This is a genomic window from Shimia sp. (genome assembly GCF_039969785.1).
GTDB lineage: Bacteria > Pseudomonadota > Alphaproteobacteria > Rhodobacterales > Rhodobacteraceae > Shimia.
In genome coordinates, this window is record NZ_JBDVNC010000017.1 from 228,114 (window position 1) to 250,695 (window position 22,582).

Annotated in this window: 22 protein-coding genes and 1 pseudogene; 5 read left to right on the forward strand and 18 right to left on the reverse strand. The window is 53.4% G+C overall.

The window, feature by feature from the left end; all coding sequences use genetic code 11:
* Positions 1-58 precede the first annotated feature (58 nt).
* Entirely contained in the window at positions 59-811 is a 753-nt protein-coding gene (locus tag ABJI08_RS09285; protein WP_348401544.1) for a hypothetical protein, read from the reverse strand.
* A gap of 645 nt (positions 812-1,456) precedes the next feature.
* Positions 1,457-1,975, reverse strand: a complete 519-nt coding sequence (locus ABJI08_RS09290; RefSeq protein ID WP_348401545.1) for a hypothetical protein — start codon at positions 1,973-1,975, stop codon at positions 1,457-1,459.
* Between the two features lie 482 nt (positions 1,976-2,457).
* On the opposite strand from ABJI08_RS09290, the gene ABJI08_RS09295 reads away from it, so the two are divergent.
* The 3 genes from ABJI08_RS09295 to ABJI08_RS09305 all read left to right on the forward strand — a co-directional run bounded on the left by ABJI08_RS09295 (position 2,458) and on the right by ABJI08_RS09305 (position 5,494).
* Positions 2,458-2,868: a hypothetical protein gene (locus tag ABJI08_RS09295; protein ID WP_348401546.1), complete on the forward strand. Its 411-nt coding sequence runs from the start codon at positions 2,458-2,460 to the stop codon at positions 2,866-2,868.
* Complete coding sequence (locus ABJI08_RS09300) at positions 2,834-3,994, forward strand: IS30 family transposase (protein WP_348401547.1); 1,161 nt, start codon at positions 2,834-2,836, stop codon at positions 3,992-3,994. The genes ABJI08_RS09295 and ABJI08_RS09300 overlap by 35 nt, the downstream gene beginning before the upstream one ends.
* A gap of 711 nt (positions 3,995-4,705) precedes the next feature.
* A complete protein-coding gene (locus ABJI08_RS09305) occupies positions 4,706-5,494 on the forward strand; it encodes an inositol monophosphatase family protein (protein ID WP_348401548.1) in 789 nt (262 codons plus the stop codon).
* Here ABJI08_RS09305 and ABJI08_RS09310 read toward each other — a convergent pair.
* From ABJI08_RS09310 to ABJI08_RS09325, 4 genes are all read right to left on the reverse strand, one after another.
* Positions 5,491-6,564 carry an ABC transporter ATP-binding protein gene (locus ABJI08_RS09310; protein ID WP_348401549.1) on the reverse strand — a complete coding sequence of 358 codons (1,074 nt, stop codon included), beginning with the start codon at positions 6,562-6,564 and terminating at the stop codon, positions 5,491-5,493. The genes ABJI08_RS09305 and ABJI08_RS09310 overlap by 4 nt on opposite strands.
* Positions 6,561-8,780 (reverse strand): iron ABC transporter permease, encoded by a 2,220-nt coding sequence (locus ABJI08_RS09315; RefSeq protein WP_348401550.1) that lies wholly within the window; start codon positions 8,778-8,780, stop codon positions 6,561-6,563. Before ABJI08_RS09315 ends, ABJI08_RS09310 begins: the two co-directional genes overlap by 4 nt.
* A gap of 3 nt (positions 8,781-8,783) precedes the next feature.
* Positions 8,784-9,809 carry an ABC transporter substrate-binding protein gene (locus ABJI08_RS09320; RefSeq protein WP_348401551.1) on the reverse strand — a complete coding sequence of 342 codons (1,026 nt, stop codon included), beginning with the start codon at positions 9,807-9,809 and terminating at the stop codon, positions 8,784-8,786.
* 1,068 nt (positions 9,810-10,877) lie between these two features.
* Positions 10,878-11,465, reverse strand: coding sequence for a helix-turn-helix domain-containing protein (locus tag ABJI08_RS09325; RefSeq protein WP_348401552.1), 588 nt, complete (start codon positions 11,463-11,465; stop codon positions 10,878-10,880).
* A gap of 147 nt (positions 11,466-11,612) precedes the next feature.
* Between ABJI08_RS09325 and ABJI08_RS09330 the strand changes: the two genes are divergently transcribed.
* On the forward strand, positions 11,613-12,077 hold the full coding sequence (locus ABJI08_RS09330) for an MAPEG family protein (RefSeq protein WP_348401553.1): 465 nt from the start codon (positions 11,613-11,615) through the stop codon (positions 12,075-12,077).
* Positions 12,078-12,350: 273 nt separating this feature from the next.
* Here ABJI08_RS09330 and ABJI08_RS09335 read toward each other — a convergent pair whose 3' ends face one another.
* From ABJI08_RS09335 to ABJI08_RS09350, 4 genes are all read right to left on the reverse strand, one after another.
* Entirely contained in the window at positions 12,351-13,526 is a 1,176-nt protein-coding gene (locus ABJI08_RS09335) for a PatB family C-S lyase (protein WP_348401554.1), read from the reverse strand.
* A gap of 39 nt (positions 13,527-13,565) precedes the next feature.
* Positions 13,566-15,140, reverse strand: a complete 1,575-nt coding sequence (locus tag ABJI08_RS09340) for a rhodanese-like domain-containing protein (RefSeq protein WP_348401555.1) — start codon at positions 15,138-15,140, stop codon at positions 13,566-13,568.
* The gene (locus ABJI08_RS09345) at positions 15,137-15,754 is read right to left on the reverse strand and encodes a cysteine dioxygenase family protein (protein WP_348401556.1); all 618 of its coding nucleotides are present in this window, start codon (positions 15,752-15,754) and stop codon (positions 15,137-15,139) included. The genes ABJI08_RS09340 and ABJI08_RS09345 overlap by 4 nt, the downstream gene beginning before the upstream one ends.
* A gap of 140 nt (positions 15,755-15,894) precedes the next feature.
* Positions 15,895-16,608 carry an aldehyde dehydrogenase family protein gene (locus ABJI08_RS09350; RefSeq protein ID WP_348401557.1) on the reverse strand — a complete coding sequence of 238 codons (714 nt, stop codon included), beginning with the start codon at positions 16,606-16,608 and terminating at the stop codon, positions 15,895-15,897.
* 114 nt (positions 16,609-16,722) lie between these two features.
* Here ABJI08_RS09350 and ABJI08_RS09355 point away from each other — a divergent pair.
* A pseudogene (locus ABJI08_RS09355) lies at positions 16,723-16,956 on the forward strand (hypothetical protein); the annotation flags it as partial.
* A 69-nt stretch (positions 16,957-17,025) separates the two neighbouring features.
* On the opposite strand, the gene ABJI08_RS09360 reads toward ABJI08_RS09355, so the two are convergent.
* The 8 genes from ABJI08_RS09360 to ABJI08_RS09395 all read right to left on the reverse strand — a co-directional run.
* Positions 17,026-17,586: a hypothetical protein gene (locus ABJI08_RS09360; protein WP_348401572.1), complete on the reverse strand. Its 561-nt coding sequence runs from the start codon at positions 17,584-17,586 to the stop codon at positions 17,026-17,028.
* A gap of 132 nt (positions 17,587-17,718) precedes the next feature.
* Entirely contained in the window at positions 17,719-18,246 is a 528-nt protein-coding gene (locus tag ABJI08_RS09365) for a hypothetical protein (RefSeq protein WP_348401558.1), read from the reverse strand.
* Between the two features lie 213 nt (positions 18,247-18,459).
* Positions 18,460-19,338 carry a toprim domain-containing protein gene (locus ABJI08_RS09370; RefSeq protein WP_348401559.1) on the reverse strand — a complete coding sequence of 293 codons (879 nt, stop codon included), beginning with the start codon at positions 19,336-19,338 and terminating at the stop codon, positions 18,460-18,462.
* Positions 19,339-19,481: 143 nt separating this feature from the next.
* Positions 19,482-19,754: a hypothetical protein gene (locus ABJI08_RS09375; protein ID WP_348401560.1), complete on the reverse strand. Its 273-nt coding sequence runs from the start codon at positions 19,752-19,754 to the stop codon at positions 19,482-19,484.
* Positions 19,751-19,987, reverse strand: a complete 237-nt coding sequence (locus tag ABJI08_RS09380; protein ID WP_348401561.1) for a hypothetical protein — start codon at positions 19,985-19,987, stop codon at positions 19,751-19,753. Before ABJI08_RS09380 ends, ABJI08_RS09375 begins: the two co-directional genes overlap by 4 nt.
* A gap of 380 nt (positions 19,988-20,367) precedes the next feature.
* Positions 20,368-21,687 carry a tyrosine-type recombinase/integrase gene (locus tag ABJI08_RS09385; RefSeq protein ID WP_348401562.1) on the reverse strand — a complete coding sequence of 440 codons (1,320 nt, stop codon included), beginning with the start codon at positions 21,685-21,687 and terminating at the stop codon, positions 20,368-20,370.
* Positions 21,687-22,085: a hypothetical protein gene (locus tag ABJI08_RS09390; RefSeq protein WP_348401563.1), complete on the reverse strand. Its 399-nt coding sequence runs from the start codon at positions 22,083-22,085 to the stop codon at positions 21,687-21,689. Before ABJI08_RS09390 ends, ABJI08_RS09385 begins: the two co-directional genes overlap by 1 nt.
* Before the next feature lie 311 nt (positions 22,086-22,396).
* The coding region (locus tag ABJI08_RS09395) for a DDE-type integrase/transposase/recombinase (protein ID WP_348401564.1) at positions 22,397-22,582 on the reverse strand (186 nt) is incomplete at its 5' end.

Consider the following 22,582-nt stretch of genomic DNA (forward strand, 5'->3'; position numbering starts at 1 on the left):
AACCGATCGAGGCCCGGCCATTGGATGGCCGGGCCCAGCCTATTTACGACCTTGATGCTCAGCGAATTTTTTTCGAAGCATACAGATCGTGCAGAGCGCCAATGGTATTTAGCATCCGTTGAAAAAAATCGTCGTATATTCTGGGCATGTCGTGATTTATTTTGTGATCACGTCCGTAAAAGTTTGATCTATTCTTGAAAACCTCGAAGCGACCTTCCGCCATGTCAGGAATTAGAACAAAACGCTCAACTAATCGGTGACGTTTGAAGCTTTCATACAAGCGAGCGCTAATGTCTAAATGCCCGTCGTGCACGATCCTATCTCTGATGGAGCAAATCGTCCAAATAAGTTCATCTTTCACAAAAAGAGTGCCTGCGCGCTCATTCATGGCGAGTGATCCTTTGTCTCCATACTGCTTTGATTTACCTTTAAGTTTTACGATTTTGGAATAATCAATTTCATCTCGCTCCGCTTCCAGCCAAACTTTGACAGTATAGTCCAGTAAGCTCCTCATGCGAACGAAGATGGTTTCCAAATGTGCATGCAGGAGTGAAGTCTCAGCGCCAACTGTAGATCGTAAACCAACTGTTTCGTCACTTGAGTAGAGGTAGGGAGCACAGTCATTCAATGTTCCGTAAAACTCACCGGCAACTTGACTGACTTGTGCGCTTGTTCGCTGGATATTCGTGAGAAGGCCTTGGACATCTTGCAAGTATAAAAACTTATGCAATATTATATCGCTGGCTGATCCGGCAATTAGTTTTTCAAATTGCGTTTTCGTGACACGGCTTTCGGACTCAATGCCCGCCATGTGCACCCAGTCAGGAATTTTATCATGAAAGATTTCAAACTCTATGTCAGATATGATTGACCTGCGTATGTGGCCATGTGTTGCTGCACATAGGTTGTCAAAGTCGACATCAACATTAGTGTCCGTGCGACGCCAGTATCCTTGAATGTCCTTAAAGTATGCGCGAGAATCCTCATCGCGGACCCGTCTCGACGGCTTGCCATCCAGGTTTTTTACAGGCCTTGGGTCGTCACCGGATATTGACCATCCAGAAATTTTTTTTCGCCGATTTGAACTTGCACTGATGTCTTTCGATATCCACGTCGGTCTTTTGAGCTTTTTGGCATTGCTGGAAAGTAACTCACAAATATATGAGTGTTCTGTTAGTTGGGAGGTAAGCCATTGTTATAAAAAATTTGGTTTGCTGCAATAGCGAACGGCCAGATTGTTCGCACTGCTGACCTTAGCCTGCTCAACCATGCTGCACGACGCCATAGATGACCGGTTCAGGGAAGCCGCACCGCAGCGACATGCTGCCTCTTGCTCGGCAGCTATGGGCCGAGAGTTGCGCCGAATTAAATCTCCAACTGGGTGTGCAAATGGTTGCTACCAACCCAGAGTAACAGCGTGCACAGAAGCAAGAATGAGTAACCGCCACGAAAACTGTTAGTTCGTCAAAAGCTCTTCAATGATTTTATCGACCACAGCATATCCTGCCCGTGAGAGATGAGGGCAAGTTATTAATTTTCCGCCTGACCAATCTTGAAGATGTTCTGCAGCAGGGACACCGTGGGCAATAATTACGCGGGGTTTGAAAGTCTCCAAAAGCAAATCAAAGGCAGCCGTTGTGCTGACTGGCATGTTCGCCATCGCAGTGGATGGACTTGCGTAAATGTTAGTCTCGAGAATATTTGGTAATGCATTTGCAAACCGATCAATACGCAATCGAGTCGCAGAAGCGTTTTTACCGCGCAATGCCCGTTCACCATCATAATCCATGCGCCAAGCTGCGAAATCAAAACCACTCTCGGCAGACCAAAACCTCCACCAATCACCTCCAGCCGTGGCCGCGTTATACCCCACGATCCATATATCGGAAGCAGATGGATCACCTTTGCAAACAAATGGCCTTTGGTTCGACGGGCGGCCAATTATTGCCGCAAGATCAGTTTCGAACTTGGTCATGTGTCTACAATCGCTAAAGCTTGGTCTATCTGCAAGGCGTACTAAAGCAACGAGCGCCAGATTTTGGTCCGTTTGCCTTCACCCGCTCTCCAATTTGTTGTGCTCTGTTGCCTGTGTCCGCTTCGGGGAAGCTGCATCGCAGCGACAAGCGGTGCATTAGATGTCCGGTAAGGGCCGCGTGTCTCGTTAGAACTTCAGGAAACCCAACTTCACGAAGGCCGTAGTCTGCGCGTTGCTGTCATTCATATGTCTTGAAGGTGCTTCATATTAATCTGACCTGACCATTCGCTGCCATCGGGTGATAGACGCCTTGCATTCGTCTTTGCCGCAGCACCACTCGTTTTTGTATTTGTTCCCTGCGGTCTTCTCCAAATACTTCTGGCATTTGACACAGACTGCACGCGCACGCTGGATGGTCGTCGTCTTGTGTTTGGCTCCCACGATATCTCTGGGCTCTGGACCTATAAAATTCGGAGCATCGAATGCCACAAAGCAGACTTTCGCTGCGCAACGCGCCAACGAAAGAGTTGCGGACTTTCCCGACATTTATGTTTGGGCATGTTGCTGACGCAGCATTTGTTCGCAGTTGCAGCGGCGCAATTTTTGCGGTGCAGCGAGTTTCACCAGAGCAGCCGTTCAAACTGGTCACCCACGTCGGATCTCAAACTGATCTTTCGCCGCACGGTGCAGGAACTCACATGTCGCGGGACTTAGCAGCCATACCAACGAACCAGCCCAACTACTGCTTCCGGCCCATTGCGGACCTTCCTGCGCAACACGTCAAATGGCTGGTCTCAGCTGCGGTTTCAACGGATCGTCGCAACACTTTAATCTTTTTGGAAAGTTGGAGTGTTGATGATGAAGTACCGGACGCGGACGTTTTACACAGATGAACAGAAGTCGGAGATGTGGGATCGCTGGCAACGCGGAGAGTCGATGAGTTCGATTGGGCGTTGTTTTGATCGCGCGTCTTCATCGGTCTTTCCTCACCTTGCAGCGACCGGCGGCATCCGACCACCTGATCGCAGGAGGTCCCGCCTTGCGCTAAGTTTGATCGAAAGGGAGGAGATTTCGCGTGGTCTTTCAGCCAAGCGTTCGCTTCGCGCCATTGCGCGGGTTTTAAAGCGGTCACCCTCGACGATCAGCCGAGAAGTTCATCGCAACGGTGGACGGAATGCATATCGCGCTGCACATTCAGATCAGCGTGCCTGGAACTGCGCAAAACGCCCCAAATTTTGCAAGCTCCCGTTCAACGCGCCCTTGTGCCATTGGATCTCGCGGAAGCTGCGTTTGAAGTGGTCTCCGGAACAGATCGCCGGTTGGCTCAAACGGGAGCACCCTGACGAAGAGCAAAATCGCGTGTCCCACGAAACGATCTATCGCAGCCTCTACGTTCAATCCCGTGGGGTTTTGAAGAAGGAATTGCAGGAATGCCTGCGCAGTCCACGGGCAATCAGACGGTCGCGCCATGCGACCCAAAAGGGGCTCAAGTTGCGCAAGATCAAGGATGCTGTTCCGATCAGCGAACGCCCTCCTGAGGTCGAGGATCGGGCCGTGCCGGGGCACTGGGAGGGCGACCTAATCGTGGGGTCAAACAACAGCTACATCGCCACACTGGTCGAGCGCCATTCCCGCTTTGTGATGTTGACGAAAGTGGAGAACAAGGACACTCAAAGCGTCATTACCGCCCTCATCAAGCAAGCGCGAAAGCTGCCCAAGGAGCTCTACAAATCGCTGACATGGGATCGCGGATCAGAGATGGCAGGGCATCGCAAATTCACCATGGCCACAAAGATCGACGTCTATTTTTGTGATCCTCAGTCTCCGTGGCAGCGCGGCAGTAACGAAAATACCAACCGACTTCTCAGACAGTACTTCCCCAAAGGCATTGATATATCAGGCTTCAGTCAGGCCGAACTCAGCGCAACCGCGCGCCAACTCAACGAACGACCCAGAAAGACCTTGCAATACCATACACCAGCCGAGAAATTTGAAGCCTGTGTTGCAGCGACCCGTTGAAACCACAGCACTTTCAGGACATTGGCGCGCAGTACAGCATCGGCGAGGTCTGAAGCAGGAAGGGCGGATGTTGTTGAAAAACTCCGTTTTTGACGAAATCGGTGAATTTTTTGTCCGTACAGCGCGACTAACTTTTCGAGGCGAGGGGTTCGGCCAAATAAGCTTTCTTCTGCTCGTGTGGCAGCCCACTGCGCCTCATGGCGAAACTCATCTGACTTTTCGGTATCACGGGTTCCTTTCGAAAAATCGCGACATCTGAAATTCGGAGTTTTTCAACACAATCGGCGGATTGCGGACATTCGCTGCAAGCGCGAACTAGTCAAACCGCAACGTTGAAAGCCGACACCCACATTCGCTTGAAACTGAGGTGTCCTCTGCGCTGCCGCAAGGCGGTTGTGAGCCCGAAAAATGCATAAATGTTTTCTGCTACGAACGAAGGATTCAACCCCAAATTCACGGCCTCATCGCCTGAGTTCGCCTAAAACTCCGATCCCAATTAAAGCCCGCATTGATCGACCTCAGACGTGAAATTATTTCCTTTCCCAACTGGAAACTACGATGGCCTGATGCCGCTATTTTTGACTGAAGTGTCTGCCCGTGCCACATTCAAATACCGCTTAAAAGGTGCCCCCCAAAAAATGAATGTTGGGTTTGCCGCAAGAACAGTGGTAGCCCGAGCAAAACCAGTCTTCCCCTGCGAGAGTAGAACGCATGCCAGAAAGAATTGAAGTCCTAGAGGATATCTGCAAACAAGCCGGGCGTTTGGCTCTCAAGTATTTCCGTGAACAAGACACACTTGTGATCGACCAGAAGGGGCATCAGGACTTTGTCTCGCAGGCAGATCGCGACGTCGAGTTGCTGACGCGCGATCTGTTGGCCAAGGCCTTTCCCGAAGATGCCATTGTAGGTGAGGAACACGCTCCGACCCCTGGTACCTCTGGGTTCACCTGGGTCATCGATCCAATCGATGGCACCACGAACTTTATCAACGGAATTCCTGCTTGGACGGTTGTTGTCGCAGGCGTTCGCGGCGCTGAATCCGAGTGCGGGGTCATCCACGATCCGGCAAACGACGAAACGTTTGTCGCCGTAAAAGGCCAAGGCGCAAAGCTGAATGGGGCGCCGTTGAAACTCAAAGGTTCACGGCAGATTTCCGAAGGCACAGTTGGCGTCGGATACTCCAACCGAGTGGACAACCAAGGGATTGTTCGCCTCGTTGCGGCTTTGGTTGATGAAGGATCAATGTTTTATCGGAACGCGTCGGGGGCTCTGTCCTTGGCCTATGTCGCAGCGGGGCGGCTTTTGGGGTACTCCGAAGAGCACATGAACGCTTGGGATTGCGTTGCGGGTCAACTCATTGTTGCCGAGGCCGGAGGCTGCGTAGAGGTGCAGAACGCGGACGACATGATACGCGATGGCGGACGTGTCGTTGTGGGAACGCCTGCCGTATTTGATCAGCTACTTGAGCTCTCCAAGACCGCATTCAAGCAAACCGATTAAGCCTCCGGCAGCAAGACCGGCCCTTTTTGAGAGAACCCGACGGTAACGTCAGTGCCAACTTCCAACGGCGTTTCCACGTCTTCGTGGACAGCGAACATGGAACCGAAACTGGCCTCAAGCGTGTATTCCATCCGCACACCGACATAGGTCGCCTTGGCTACGGTCGCCTTGAATCCATCTTGCGCCCCAATCACCAATCTGGACGGGCGAACAGCAAGTTTTGCGGCGCCCACCGCTAGCCCACGGGCGGGGAGCACATGAGCGTAGCCCTCAATGGAAATTGTCGCCATATCGCCATCCAAGCTCTCGATGGTACAGGGCAGGATGTTAGCTTCTCCGATGAAATCCGCAACAAAACGATCAACTGGCGCATCGTACAGGCTGCGCGGCGTGCCAATCTGAGCGATGGATGCGTTGCGCATAACCACGATTTCATCAGAGACGGCCAACGCCTCTTCCTGATCGTGGGTGACATAGACAACCGTAAGCCCAAGGTCTTGTTGAATGGCGCGGATATCTTCGCGCACCTGACGGCGCAGTTTTGCATCAAGGTTGGACAGCGGCTCGTCGAACAACAGAACCTGCGGCTCCAACACCAAGGCACGCGCGACGGCGACCCTTTGCTGCTGACCACCCGAAAGCTCACTGGGCAAGCGCGTATCGAACCCCTTCAGCCCAACAAGCTCCAATCCGGCCAGCGCGCGGTCGCGCGCTTCCGATTTCGAGTATCCAGAAAAAGTCAGGCCATAAGACACATTTTCCAGCACGCTCATATGAGGAAACAGCGCATAGGACTGGAAAACCATCGACACATCGCGATCTGTCGCAGGCAACGTAGTAACATCGCGGTCGCCGATCAGAATGCGCCCGGACGTTGCCATTTCCAGACCCGCAATCATACGCAACGTCGTCGTTTTCCCGCAGCCCGAAGGCCCAAGCAAGGTGACAAGCTTGCCCGCCTCCACATGCAGATCGATGTTGTCCACAGCGACAACGTCTCGTCCAAAGCTTTTGGTCACGTTCTCGAAACGAACCGGGGCGGCTTTGCTGGCAATAAGTTTTTCGCTCATGTTTGTTCCTTTGCCCCGAATTGCGTGCGGCGTCCGATTTTCGTCCGCCCGACCAACATCTGTAGCAGGCCGACCGTTGCAAGCATGACGAAAATCAGCGTTGTAGAATAGGCGATTGCAAGGCCGTAATCGTTGTTCTCAACACGACCGATAATATAGCTCGTCGCCATATCGTACTCTGCAGATACAAGAAAAATCACGGCAGAAATCGCAGTCATGGCGCGCACAAAACTGTAAACCAGTGCTGCCAGAATTGCGGGTTTCAAAAGCGGCAAGATCACCCGCCGGAAGGTTTGCCACGAATTCGCACCAAGCGTGAGAGAGCTTTCGTCCAGCGATCTGTCGAGCTGGCTCATCGAAGCGATGCCTGCGCGGACCCCAACCGGCATGTTTCGAAAGATGAAGCTCACAATAAGTATAATGCCCGTTCCCGTGATCTCAATCGGGGGCACATTAAACGCCAGAATGTAGCTGACCCCGATAACCGTTCCCGGGATCGCAAAGCTCAGCATTGTGCCAAACTCGAACGCGTTTTTGCCTGCGAAAGACTGCCGTGTCAGCAGATATGCCGTAATAAGACCAACTGCAGCCGTCAACGGCGCAGCGGCCGCAGCGATGTAGATCGTCGTCCAGAAGCTATCCCATGCCGCGCCCGTCCAGCGGATGCCTGTCTCTTCGAAGCGCACAGAGAACGCGGTGACATAGTGTTTGAAGGTGAGCGTATTGTTGACGCCCCAAAGTTCGACCACGCTGCCGTAAAGGATCATGCCGTACACAACGACCGTGAACAGACCCCAGAAGCCCGCCGCAATGAAAACCGGGACAGCAAGGCCGTTTGGCATCAATGGGTGGACGCCAGCGTCGCCCTTGCCGGAAACGGTTGTATAGCTCTTTTTGCCAAGCCACATACGCTGCGCGTAGAACGCGGAGAGCGTGAAAAACAAAAGCACCATCGCAAGGACGGCGGCGCGGCCCTGATCGTATTGAGCGCCGACAATAGCAAAGAATATCTCGGTCGACAGAACATCAAAATTGCCGCCCAGAACCAGCGGATTACCGAAATCCGCCATGCTCTCAATGAAGCCAAGCAAAAAGGCATTTGCCAGCCCCGGCCGCATCAACGGCAGTGAAACTGTCCGGAACGTTTGCCAGCGGTTCGCCCGCAGCGTCTGCGCGGCCTCCTCCATCGACGGAGACACCCCTTCGACAACGCCAATGAGGACAAGGAACGCAATGGGCGTAAAGGCGAGCGTTTGTGCAATAAGCACGCCGGGCATGCCATAGAGCCAGCGGGTCGGCTGGACACCAAACAGATCGGCAAAGAATTGTGTGACCGTCCCTGACAGGCCAAACAGCAGGATCAGGGCAAGGCCAATAACAAAGGGCGGCGTGATGATCGGCAGAACCGTCAACGCTCGCAGTGCCCGTTTGTAGCGGAAGCCCGAGCGCGTCACCACAAGCGCGAACACCAACCCCAGAACAGTGGTCAGGATGCCAACCGTGATGGCGAGGAAAAGCGAATTCCAAGCGGCCCCACAACGCCCACCAGACAAGCAGCCGAGGCCCCAAAGACGGTCATCAAAAAACTTGGACGCAAAGACAAAAGCAGAGTAGCCACCTTCCTCAGTTATGAAAGCGGCCAAAAGCATCTTTGCGATCGGGAAGAACACGAAAACCGTGACGATAACGATCACGCCACCAATCGCGCTGACTACAAAGACATCGCCGTTAATAGCTCCCCGTGCGGCGATGCCTTGTGTGAATAGGAAAAGGTACGCCGACGCGAGCAAAAGCGCGCCGTATCCCATACCGAACTGGCGGTCGCCAAGGTCTCCAAACAGCGCCGTAAGCCATTCGAAATTGAAACCCCTTATGCCGATACCAAAGCCCTGAGCAATCAACCAACCAAAGCCAATGCCCCCGGACGCAATCAGTATTTTTCCATAAAGCGGATCGCTCTTTTTGCGGCGAAGCGCAAAAAGCGACGTGACCAGCGGGATAACAAGCGGGCACAGCCAGAGCTTTTCACCCTGTCCAATCAAAAACGCCGCAGGCGCGTAATCCTCATCAAAGGGATAGCCGTCAATCAGCCATTCGAACGTAAAGAATCCGTCTTCAACCCCGTACCAAGGCAAAAGGCAGAACCCGACCCACCCGGCGGCGATCCAAAAGATCAAGGCCGGATGGGTGGTCGTTTCTCTTGAAGTGTTTCGCAAGTTTTACTGCGGCAAAGTCGAGACGTCTTCGTCCCATTTCTGAAGCAAACGCTTACGCTCGGCAGACGAGCCATAGGTCTTAAAGTCATAGTCGATCAGCGTGATCGTCGACATATCTGGCGCAGAAGCTGACGTCTCGGCCCCAGTGTTCGACGGCACCTGGAACGCGTTCACTTCCAGCGCAAGGTTCTGTGCATCAGTGGACAAAGCCCAGTCATAGAACTTCTTGGCTTCATCCTCATTTCGCGCACCTTCGATAATCGACATCGAACCGATTTCATATCCTGTCCCCTCACAGGGTGCGACGACCTTCACAGGGAAACCTGATACAGCCTGCTTCACAGCGTCGTGCATGAAAACGATACCGATGGTGTTTTCACCACGACCAGCCGCCTTGATCGGAGCAGAGCCGGACTTGGTATATTGGTTAATGTTGGCGTGAAGGCCTTTCATGAACTCAAAGCCCTCGTCTTCACCGAAAAGCTGCACCATAGAGGCAAGCGTTGTATAGGCCGTTCCCGATGAGTTGGGGTTCGCCATTTGAACGTGGCCTTTGTACTCAGGCTTTAAAAGGTCCTTCCAGCACGATGGCTCGGGCAGGTTGTTCGCAGCCAAAAGATCGGTGTTGTAACCATAGCCGAGCGCGCCGGAATAGATCCCGATTGTTTTGTCGCCAGCGGATGTCGACTGACTGATCGCCCAGTTATGCAGCTGGTCGCGCATCGGCGATACGTAGGCCATCGTCAGGTTCTCTTCGGCAGCTTGGAGGTGAGGATCGCCTGTACCACCCCACCAAACGTCTCCTTTTGGATTGGCAGATTCTGCTTTGATCTGCGCGAATGTTTCGCCCGACGACTTGCGGGTCATGTTCACATCTATGCCTGTTGCGTCTTCAAAACTACGCGCCATAAGCTGGCACCAGTCTTCTTGCGCCGAGCAATACAGCGTCAGCTTGTCGGCCTGCGCGGCAGATACGCCTGCCGCCATCGCAATTATAGACGTCACGGCAATCGTGCTAAATCTCTTCATGGAAATCCTCCCTGGGTCGAGCTCAATGCCCGCATTTTGTTTACTGTCGCCGCCACCTTTGGCTGAACCAGTAGTATAGGAACGCCACATTTTTCGTGGTCCTGACCTAACAGATTCAGAGTAGCGAGTTTTCCAGCTTTGGGAAGATAAATGTCTCACGGAGGAGATTTGGTATTGCGGCCCTTCACCTGCCCGTTTGCAGATTGAAACGACCATAGTGGCTGACCAAATGACGGCAATGAACGCCAGGCTTGCTGAACAGATTGGAATGGCTCTCAAAGTTTATGAAACGCCAAGGGGACCGGGGCCATCGACATCAAGACGAAAAGAGTCGAACCGTACAAGCAATGCAGGCGGTTTTGGGTCGAACTTTGCAAATCACACCTGTTTGCTGTCGCAACAGGCTCGCGTCGAACAACCTGGCCGTTCGTTCTCCACGTGATCCGCCATGGACCGCAAACCGGTGGTGGATTCAGGACACGAAACTACTAGGCCATAGGTCACATTGCCCCAAAGGTAGACCTCTGGAGAGTTGTCCCGAACAACAACTAGGTCCGCATGTCGGTCACTCGCCTTTTGAAAATGCTGCACGGCGCACGAATGGCAGGTCTGGTGAAGCTGCAGCGCGGCACCAGATCGGTTGGCCAGCGGCGGCTTGGGGCCGTTGGCGCCTGTCAGATCAATGCTGCATCTGCGAGGGTCACGCAATCTGAGCGGGCTGCTTCGGGCTCTCTTGAGACCTTCGCCGCGCTCGTCGTAAGTGTCCGCTCTAGGAAAACGTGCCGTTCGCTGCCCGGAGCATGAACGCACAGATCGCGGACCTTCCAGCCGTTCGCCGCAAGTGCACAATTTCTGAGTTCGCGCCCGCAGCATTCGGCAGGAAGGGCGGAGAGCCGCCTTTCGCTGCTGTGAGCACGAGTGGCTGCTAAGGGGACTTTGTGAATACTCAAAGCAAGCACTCCAACTGCTGTTTTCTCCCTTTGCGAATTAGAAATCTGGATTTGATTTGACGAACTTGCGAAACGGCGCGTCCATCAAACTTGTGTCAGTAGACAATGCCCGAGTTGGTCAATTTCTTCCTATGAGGCAAGCAATCATTGCCTCAATCAAGTCCGTTTCGGAATGTTTCAAAGGATCCTGCAGTGCATTGGTCAGAGCGAACATCATAACCAGCCCCAGAACAGCAGAGTGAATGGCGACCGCAGCCTTTCGTGCAGTCTCATTATCTCCGTCTAAGTGACCCGCCAACGCGCCGTATAGGCGGTTAGTGACCTGATAGACTTCGTCACCGGTCACCATACTGGCCCTGCCTTGGGGCTTTTGACCAATGGTCTGTGGCACAAGATACATCATACGAAACCGGTCGAGATCTTCGAGATGGAACCCTGCGATGGCAGTGACAAAGGAACTGACCGCTTGGTCCCTGTTCATGGCCACGGAAACTGCGTCTTCGGCAGCTTCCATTTCCGCATTTAACCATGGAAGAAACATCGCCGCTAACAGGTCGCGCTTGGTTGGATACCAATAAAGAACCGCTTGTTTCGACCGCTCAAGGCGTCGCGCAATCGCGTCGAAAGAGACTGCGCCAAGCCCTTCTGAAGCGAGGATTTCCCGTGCGATTATAAGGATTTTCTGATTTGTATTTGTATCTTGCATAATCACGACCATTGACTACTTACCAATGGTAAGATACATCACTTACCACCGGTAAGTAAAGACTGGAACGCGTGCCGCCGAAATCTCGTCACCCATGTGCGATGTCTAGTCGCCGGAAAGCTGACGCTGTTAGCAAAGGGGAAGAAAATGAACCTTCTGAATATGGAAAACCCGGTTTTCGAAGTCTATGCGATCGCTGGATCGATTGTGGTTCTGAAAGTGATGTTACAGGGCTGGATGACCGTTTACCGAATGCTAAGCAGCAATTCGGGCCTGGCCAGCCCCGAGGATTTGCAGAAAGGCCTTATCAACAAGGATCCCAGTCCTGAGCAATTGGAGGTCAACGATTATGTCGACCGTTCGCGTCGGATGCACCGAAACGACCTTGAAAACATCCCAGCGTTCTTGGCCGCAGGTCTGTTGTTCGTTGCTGTCGATCCGGCTCTTTGGCTCGCGCAAGTGCTGATGTATGGATTTGTGATGGCGCGATTGGCGCACTTCGTGGCCTATGCGACAAAGCGGTCTCATGAGACCCGAGCAACATTCTACACTATTGGTTCAATGATAGTGATTTACATGGTCGTCCACGTATTATGGTTGGCACTATCGTGACAGAAATCTGTGTTGCGAAATCCGCACCGCATTTGAATGGCTGGCATAACCATACTTACAGCGAAAGGCGAATTTCGCCGCAAATTGTGGTGATTACGGCTTTCCTGCTGACACTTTCGGCACAGAGCACCAAGGTCTTCTTTGCAGGACTTTTCTGCCGTTCATTCTGACGTGTGAAATGACCGTTCCCAGCCCTAAGCGGTCATAGCTTTATACATCTCGGGCCGGGAGTGTGAAAACGATGCGGTGAAAGCGTCAAGATACCCTCGATAGTCACCAGTTGAAGACAGAGTGCAACCGATCGACAGCCTCGCTGGCAACCGATCTGTGGGTGCCTAAGTTAAACCTCATGAAGTGCGATCCACCGCGTCCGAAATTCGGGCCGGTATTTGCTGCAATCCGGGCGTCTACATGTACTTTTTTGCGTATTTCGTCAGGATTTAGCCCAGTCTCGCTGAAATCCACCCACGCCAAGTATGTGCTTTCCAAATGCATCGACGACACCCCGGGGATTTTGTTCACGCCTAAATCAAAAAGTTCTCGGTTACCTTCGATATAGCTGATTTGTTCTTCAAGCCATTGTAGCGATTGCGGTGAATAGGCGGCACGAGTTAGCTCGACACCAAACACGTTGCCAGAAACCCCTAGTGCCACCAATCGTCTGGCAAACTGCTTTCTGAGCTCGGGGGCATCGATGATCACATTGCCGCATTGGCAACCTGCTATATTAAACGTCTTGGTCGCTGCTGTCATCATCACGAGGCGATCTTTGATACCAGCGATTGTCGCCATTGGAATGTGGTGATGGCCGGGAAAAACCAAATCGTGGTGTATTTCGTCGGACAAAATCAGTAAGTCATGCCTTCGCGCGAATTCCGCAAGTGCTTCAAGTTCGGACTTGCGCCATACTCGCCCACCAGGGTTGTGCGGAGAGCAAATCGCGAGAATTTTCTCGCGCCCGGTCAACCGCGCTGCGGCATCTTCTAAATCCAACTCATAGCGTCCACTTTTATTCACCAATGGACATGTGGTGATCTCGCGGTCTGCAGCCTGAAGCACCCGTTCAAAAGCGTGATACACAGGAGTGAACAACACAACAGCGTCTCCAGGGTTGCTGAATGTATCCACACAAAGAGCGAAACCGTTCACAAGGCCGTGCACAGAAAAAATTGATGCTGGATCAACCTTCCATCCGTGTCGTTCCTGCATCCACCAAACAACAGCCTCAAGATATTGGGTCTCATCGCCATGATATCCGTATACCCCATGCGACATGAGGGCCTGCAACGCGTTTTGCACCGGCTCAGGGGCTAGAAAATCGGTGTCGGCAACCCACATTGCCAACCCATCTGGCGTTGGGATACCAAAGTTCCCTTCCATTTGGTCCCATTTTTCGCATCCTGTTCCGATGCGATTGATCTTGTGGTCGAAAATCGATTTTTTTGACATCATTCCGAGCTCTGACTGGAAGAAGACACGTTGATATGGCTATCGGATTTCGTAACGCACTGCCGGGTCCCCGACGATATGGTCGATCAAGGCGATTTCCCAATTTAGATAGGCATGATGCTCTCGAAGGTGCACCTGAAAGTCGTCGTAGTGATCGGATTCAAAATAGGTATCTATTGGGCGGCTCAGCAACCAACCATTTCCTGTTTCAATTGGGTGCCCCGCCGCACGCCACGCTGTGATACCCCCTTGCAAGACTTTGGCAGATCGCCCCAACGAGATAAGATCGTTGAGCATCAACGCAGCATAGGCATCGTCATCTGAGACTAAAATCAAGGGGCGTTGTTCCCGAAGTTTAATCAGATCATTTTCCAGTTCGGCCCGCGTTAAATACGCCGATTGAGGGATGTGCCCGCGTCGATATTCATAACTTCGCCGAATATCACAGATATAGGCTTTTGCCGATTGTAAGGCCAAATATGTACCGCCAACGCTCACATGTTCTGCGCTGGAGAGATGTGCAGTTTTAGGCACTCCTGTTTCCAATAAATCGGTGTCTGGTAACATCTGGTAGGTCGAGACCTTGTGCCATCCCATCCGCCTGAGCCACATGGCCGTGGTGGTCGCGCGTACTCCGTCGTCATCAATCAGCACGATGTTGGCATTCTGCACGACGACATATCTATCGGTTGTTTGAAGCAGCTGGCCGCCTGCGATATGTCTCGCGCCCTTTACATGCCCCGCTGCAAATTCAGCTGCGTCGCGAATATCAAACAGGTAACGTGTGTCCCCTTTTGCACGCCAAATCGCCAGAGCCTGTGCATCCAAAACCGGTATTTCCCATTTGGCTCGTATTGCCTCGGCGGCTAACACGGCCATGTCACTTGCCAATTCCGGGCGCGCGGCCTCGCGCAGGTTACCCTTTTCTGTTGTCATACCTTCGAATTCCCAGCCCGGCGTTCCGTTGCACAACGACCTGACAGATTTGAACAGACCGGAATCGATCAGCGTTTGGGCTCCAATGATCGAGCGGGTACGGCCCGCACAATGCACCACAATACTTTTGTTCCGATATTCCTGGAGTTCAGCGGCGCGCAAGATCATTTCTGCACTCGGGCAGCTGACTGATCCAGGGATGCAATACTGCTCGTGTTCTTCCAATGGGCGGGCATCCAACAACAAAATTTCTTCATTTCGATCGAGCTTTTCTTTCAGATCAGGAGCCGAAAGCGTGGGTGTTTTAAGATCGCGTTCGACCACTTCTCCGAAGGCTTTTGAGGGGACGTTGACGCCGCTGAACACCGCGCCGCCCGTCAAAGCCCAGGCTGGCAATCCGCCATCCACGATGCTGACGCTATCGTAGCCCATTTCTGTTAGGCGTTCTGAAGCTTGCTCTGCGTGACCCTCGCCGTCATCGCATAAGACCACTAGCGTGGATTTATTTGGCACCCCTGCTGCGAACACCAATTCCATCCGACTGAGCGGCATGTTCGTTGCACCAAACAGATGACCTCGTGCAAAGAACAGTTCTTCGCGGGGATCAATGACAGCAAACTCGTCTTTTCCGGCGTACAAATTCCGAAACGCTTCAATTGAAATCGTGGTTGCGCTCAAGACAGCGCACTTTCATGAAGGGGGAATTCAGAAATTGCTCCCGTCGCGCTTGTACCGTAGGCACACGAGCCGGACGCTATGTCGAACTCAAGCCGGGCGGTTTGATCTTCGAATGCGCGACCGTAGCAATGCAACATCAACACCGATTGGTCATCCACCGTCTCAACGGAATGAATGCCGCCAACTTGCATAGAAACACTTTCGCCGCTTGCAATGGTTATCGACCCGGCCTGTTTCAATTTGGCTTGACCCGGCCCGTCTCCGCCGTCCACGCGATGGAATAGGTTGTGTTTCTCCCGCCCGCGAACACCGGATATGATCGCCCAAGAATTGCCGTGATTATGAGGGGTGCTGCCGGCACCTTGCAGTAACACGTCGACATAAAGCGCCATATCTCCATTTTCGCCGCGATAGATGCAATACATGTGGTTGTTTTCCTCAGCCGACGGCCAGGGGAAATCCGTTTCTGAAAATAATTCGGATTGTGCCGCCAACTCTGAGAGGTGGGCTTTTGCCTGGTTGAGCGCTTCGACACTTAAACCGGCGCTCAGGGCACTCTTGATTTTGCCCATTGTTTCCACAATGGAGCGTGACCGCTTCTCATGAATATCCATCTGTATCTCCTTGTTGTTTCGGCCACTTTCGACGCGAACTCGCACTCTTTCTCAGGGACAGCGGCGAAGGGCGCATCTTTCATATGAAACTAACACGAATTTCGGCATCATTGGTATCAGGGATTTAACTGTCAGATGTTTCAGATTCCGCCGATGTGGAAGGTTTTTATCTCGAGGAATTCGTCGATACCGTGACGCGACCCTTCACGCCCGAGCCCGGATTCCTTGACACCTCCGAACGGGGCGACTTCCGTGGCAAATCCACCGACATTGATCGAAACCATTCCGGTTTCCAACGCTTCACCAACGCGGAAACTTCGCGACAGATCGTTGGTGAAAAGATATGAGGCCAGGCCAAAAGGCGTACCGTTTGCCGCGGTTACCACTTCTTCTTCGGTGTCGAAGCGGAAAAGCGGCGCAACCGGTTCGAAGGTTTCTTCCTGTGCAACCAGCATTGCGGCGGATGCATTGGCAACAACCGCAGGTTCGATGAGAAGCGAGTTGGCGTCTTTTCGTTTGCCGCCAACCAAAATTTTGCCGCCGTGTTTTGTGGCGTCTTCCAGATGTGATTGGATTTTTCCGATTGCTGCCTCGTTGATCATCGGGCCGATTTCAACTCCCTCGCCGAAACCATCCCCGATTTTCATCGATCCAACCCGCGCGCTTAGCCGTTCTGCGAACGTGTCGTAAATCCCGCTCTGTACGTAAATCCGATTGGCGCACACGCATGTCTGACCGCCATTGCGAAACTTGCTGGCCATGACACCCTCAATGGCCAGATCAATGTCTGCATCGTTAAAGATCAAGAAAGGCGCGTTTCCGCACATCGCATCCATTCGTACAGGGTGCAGCATTCGACAGAATGGGCTCTATCCGGACTTCAGATGCGCCGCAGCATCTTGTGATATGTTGCGATGTCAACGTCGGGTTGTCGTTGTGGGTGGGCATGGTGGATTGGAGGATCAGTCATGGAAATACCAAACTTACCTGCTATTCGTGCACTTCGTCCCGCTTGGAACAAAGGGCGGATCGTCGGTCAAAAGCTACCGCTAAAACCCAAACATGTTTGGGCGATCCGGGTTCGCCTCGAACTTGCTGATAACCATCGCGATCTCGCACTCTTCAACATGGCTATCCGCCTTGCGGTGATGATGTATGTCCGATTTCCGCTTTCGCTTAGAAACGTGGAGGATCTTCTGCATGCTGCCGCACCGCCGCAAGGCGGCTGCGAGCCCACAGCAGAAGTGCTGGCCAATGGATTTAGGCTCAAATTATTTCAGGGCAGCGTCTATCCCAATGGAAGAAATGAGTTCGTAGTAAGCAAAAATTACGATCAGGAAGAAGGCGAACAGTATCAACTCATATTTGAAGTGGTGAGAATGGAAGAATGCTCTGTCACGATGATGCATGACGTCCATTAGCTCATCGCCAAAACGGATCGATAGGAATGTGCCTAACCCTGATAGTACGATCACACCCCAATACGGGAAAGGCTCCGTAAATATAGTGTGCAGCAGTTCGGTCAGGATAGTGGTTTTGTAGTAGCTCGGACCAAAAGACAATGTCGCTGCGTTTATGCCAAGGGCGACGATCCAGACCGCAATCTCTGATACCATCATGCGAATACCGAACAGTAATCGAAGCGGGAAATCCAAAAGGAAGCCCGCGTCAGCTACAGGCGTGCACAGGACAAAGAAACTCCATGTCAGCAGTGCGGCCACACCACCCGTTGCGACATCGTATTCGTAACTGAGATACCCAAAATAGCCGACCAGAATCCCGCACAGGAGAAAGAACTTGATGAAAATTTGTGTGCGCGGTTTCGTCGTCATTACTTGCCCCATTTGCAATCGTCATGACTGCTGTATTGAAATGCAGTCAGCTGGTCCAGAAGCCACAGAGGCGACCATCGAAAATTGGGGCACTGATGAAGGTCGGTTATGTCCGCATGTCGGTCATAGACCCTACAGATTTTGCTGCATCCAGAACGAACGACCGCTTTTTCTGCTGCATTGCGGTAAATAGCCGAGACGGTCAGAGTGCTGCATGAGCGAAGGCTGCGATTTCGATCCGGCCGCTTTGCGGCCTTCTCGTTTCTTCCATTCGACTTCGTGCAGGCTGAAACCATAATCAAAGAACGATGCCACGGCGGCAACCTGATCCGGCCAAGATATCGCCATGTCGTGGATCATGCCGTCCATCAGTTCCGCCGCTTCAACCGCGCGCTGATCCTGATTATCGGCTGGAACTACACGCCAATCAGCGGCGCGTAATAGGTTCTTAAGCAGCCCCATCGCCCCGCCGATCACGGCAGAGTTGCTGGACATTTCCAAATAGATTTCACGCCCTTTGCGGCCTGTTAGTTCTGGCAGGAAATCTTCGCGTACCGTGCCAGAGTATTGGCGCAAACCAGAGCGGCCTGACGGTGTTGGTGCACGCACTTTGCTCAGTGCTGTGCTTTTGACTTGTGCGGCTGTGGGTTTCTTTGCCATCGTGGCCTCCGGTGTGCGATGGTGAAGTCTACCCGCGCGTGTGGGAGGATGCCTACATCTTGGGTGAAGTTTAATTATTTGCCCACTTACTGCCCATTATTACCAAGTTGGCACGTAACCCGCTGACACGATTGCTTCGCCTTCTGATTGAAGGTACTTGGGTCTGCTCCTGCGGCTGGCCTTCATAGTGTTCATCGATGAATGGCTGCTTGTTCATGGCAGCACCTCATCTGCGTCCTTGCCGCCGTTTGCGATTCTGACGGTGACGTCGATGCCTGCGCTGGTCCATCGCAATCGGCACTCATCGGCTGCGCCTCGCCCCGCCTCATCATTGTCCGCGTAGATTGTGACATGTTCGATACCCGGCAGGACGGGAAACTTGGCAATGCCGCCCTTATTGATCAGACACCAAACTGGGCGCTGGATTGTCTGAATGGCCAGCCCGTCTTCAATGCCTTCGCAAATTGCCAGCCCGGTCGAGATACTGTCCATGGGGTCGAGCATGATTGCGCCATTGGCTTGCCTGCCTTTCACGGTGCGCGTGATCTTCTGGCCAGTTTCGGTCAGGAATGTCCGGTGGACCCCAGTGATTTTCCCAGTGGTGATGTTGCGAATAGCTGCAACGAGCGCCGGGGCGAATTCCGTCTTGGAGTAATAGATTTTCGGATGATGGCGCAGGTCCTTTACGCCTGTGCCGTCCCGGCCTCGCGTCCGGTGCAAGTAACGGTCGCTCAGCGTCCCTGCCAGCGGCACTGTCGCGTTCCACTGGCCCATGGCAACCTTGATACGCGCCTGTTCATCGTCAGCTTTGCTCTGCGCCGCCTGTCGCCGTTCCGCTGGTGTTGGTGGCGTATAGTTCGCCGCATTTCGTCCCGGCCTCAGGCCGCGATCGCGGAGTGCAGCAACAATATCCAGAAAGTCGCAGCCGTGGCTGTGGCAATGCAGGACGGGGATGCCGTTTTCGCCGTTACTGACTGCGAGATTGTTGTCGGTGCCATTGTGGGCTGGGCATGGTGCCCGTCCAACATTGTATTGCCATTGCCCACCCAGCTTGTCGGTGAGTTGTTCGGCGGTGAAGTAATTTTCGTCCATTTGGCGCGTCCCTTTTTGGGGGGTGCGCTTGCTCCGATGGCCTCGCAGTGCTAATCTTTCAGCACTCGTGATTGATGTTTTCCGCGTGGGCCCTCGGGCCTGCGCTTTTTTATTGCGCAGGGGTGGTGATGCTCAAGGAGCGGTCACGCACTGCCCCCGCTGGTGAGTTCTCCGATGGACGTTTCATCCGGCGGATCGCTGTTGTCGTCGCCGTGGCCGATTGGAACGTCCAATGGGTGCAGCCTGACTTGATTATCGACAGAAACGCGGTCTCGATGCAGCAGTTGTTGCGCCAACCTTATGCATGCCGCGATGCTGGTGCCTTCGGTTTTTATGTCGCCAAGCAGGCCTGTGTCGGTGAACGCTTCAATGCGCCATCGTCTTGGGCCTCTGGGGCTGATGCTGAATGTAATCATGCCGTCACCCCGCGCTTGAGGGCTTCGGCCAGTGAATGCCCCTCTCGCACTGCGGCGTATGCCGGATCGGTGCCAACGAACACGTCTGACATGCCTTCTTCAACCAACGCGAGGATCACGCCAGCCATAAACGCGCGGCTGTAGAAGAGTTTTTTGCCGTATCGCTTGCGCGGTACAAGTTCGCCTTTGCCTTCGCGCATCACTTTGCGCATGACATTTTCGCTGATCGGCATCACGGCGTTAACCGCTGCGGTGCAGGAGCCAATGTCTAGTAGAAGTGGAAAACTCTCCAACTTCTTTTCGATGCGGGTTAGGGTAATCCCTAAGCGGGTCGCGTCTGAGTGTGGCGACCCTCCTTTCTGTTCGAGCGGGGCGCTCAACCTACTACCATGAGCGGGCGCTCATGGGTCCATTTTCGAGTATTCATTTCAACCTCCTGTGATTTGATGTGTGTCTAAGGTGGCGGGCATGAATCCGGCTGTAAACTGTGAATTAAGAAGTTTAACCTGCCCATTCTCAGCCCATCGTCGAGGTGTGTGCCTGCACACCCCTGACTTTGCTGGCCTGCCCACTGTTTGGGACTAAGTGGGTGGGAAAGTCGCAGGCATGCGACCTATCCAATCTTGACTATCTTGGCGCTCTTGCCGGTGATCCATCGGTCTGTGATCTGTTCCCACTTGGCGATGGCAACGCGGCGTTGCTCCATCTTTTCGGAGAGGTTGTAGACCCCCAGCACGCCGCTGCGGCTCTTGCTGGCTGCGTGGTTCAACATCAGATCAACCAGACTGTCATCAACACCACTTTCGGCCAGATGGCTGGCCATGGCGCGTCTGAAGTCGTGGAACCGCCAATCGGCAACATCAATGTTCTGATCGATGGCTTTCTTCACATTGTCGCCGAGCCAGACAGGGGCGGTGCCGTCGTTGGTGAACACTAAATCCGTGTCCATTCCCCGGTCCGCGTTGGTCTGCATGGCCGTCGTGATGATGACGATGGCTTTGTCGCCGAGAACCACTCGGAAATGGGACTTGTTCTTTGATCTGGTGGCAGGAAGTTCGATGATCCGGTTTTCCAGATCGACTTCAGACACGCGCAAGGCACATGCTTCCCTATTTCTGACCCCTGTCATCATTGCCAGCTTCATCGCCCATCCGGCTGGCGTTTCTGGCGCTGCGTTCCACAGTGCAGTCCAATCGCTCGGTGTCAGAACGCGATCCCGAGTTGGTTTCTCGTATTGCCCGCCTCGTGATGGCGGCTTCATCAGGCTTTCTACCAAATCCAACGCATCCCGGTTGGTGGGGTAGTCTCTGGTGGCGTAATGAACAAATGCTGGTCGGAAGTACCGGACTGCGTTCGCGGCGGCATGAGGGGCGGTGTCAGCGCGCGACAGATACAATGCTTCCATCCGGTGGCGGGTCAGGTCCACCATTGGCTTGTTTAGGTCGTCGCCAAACAGGCGCTTGATGCTGTTGATGGCATCTCGTCCGGATCGTTTCTTGTCCCAAACCCGCGCCTGATAGCTTTCCTGTCGTTCGCCAGATGGGCCATCGTGGGGTGCAAACAGAACGTCTGCCCACGTCAGGCTGTGGACTGCGTCCTGCTTCTCCTGCTTCTCCTGCGCGGCTGCTGTGGTGCGTGCTGCTGTGCTTGCGCTCACGATGGCCTGACCCCCCTTGGCGGTCGCTTTTGCCTGCAGGGCGGCAAGTCTGGCTTGCTCTCCGGTGATCTCGGCAACACTGCCAAGGCTGATGCGCTTTGTTTTGCCGCCGATTGTTACGCGGCAGTTCCATTGGCCGACTGGCACGCCGTTGATCATGCGTATCCTGGCGCTCAGTCCTGCGGTCAATTTGTCGGTGATTTCTACCGGCTGGCCCTCGGGTGTTCCTTTCAGGGCTGCGCGTAAGGCGTGCGGTTTTGTGATGTCGATCTTCATCACGCTTCCCCCATGCTCATGATTTCGCCGAGTGTCAGTGTGTAGGTGAAGTCGCCCCGTTCTCCGATGTACTCTTTCGCTATCGCTGCGGACAGGGCGGAAATTGTCAGCCACTGCACTTTGCTGTCGGCTGTCATGTCGAGGTGGTCGTTGTCGAGGATCGCCTGCGCCGCGTATTTTACGCCGTCTAACTGTGTGCCCTGGATTACGTCCTGGGCTATTGATTGCACCCTGCCGTCGGGGTGTGATGCTGTTGCGCTCACGCGCGAAAAGGCGGGGTTCTCCACCATGGTGTCGGGATCAATGTACCCGTCGGTGGTGATCAGAACCGACAGTTCTGGCGGTTGGTTGTGGGATTTCGTCATTGCTTGTTTTCCTCGTTGTAGCAGTTTTGCCATCGTCTCGGTGGGCAACCGATGGGCAAGGCTAAGTACCGCGACTTGTCACGAGAGGCAACGCTAATCAGTGGGTGTGCGACCTTTTTCACTTGTTTTGTTGGGGTTTTGCACGATGGACAAACTGTCCACCGAGGTCACCTACGTACTTTAAATCAGTAGGTCGATGGTTCGAACCCATCACGGCTCACCACTTTACAAGGGACTGTTGCATTAATTAGGCTTGGCCGCATTCTCGTCGATGCGATGCATTGGGTCACACAGCTTCGAACAGTTCGCGTACAAACTTGATTTCGCCCGTTACGCCTTGCTGTTTATGATTTACGTGTCCGCGTTTGATTGTTCAGATTGTTTCGCCACTTCCGATCGATGTGTCGAATACTCTCAAAATGCGGATCATAGCGATGATTGATTTCACGAATCACGCGCCGGTACGCTTGCGCTTTGTCCGTTACGATTGCCACCGGCCGATGCAGGCGCACATGCTCGATCGCCTTGTT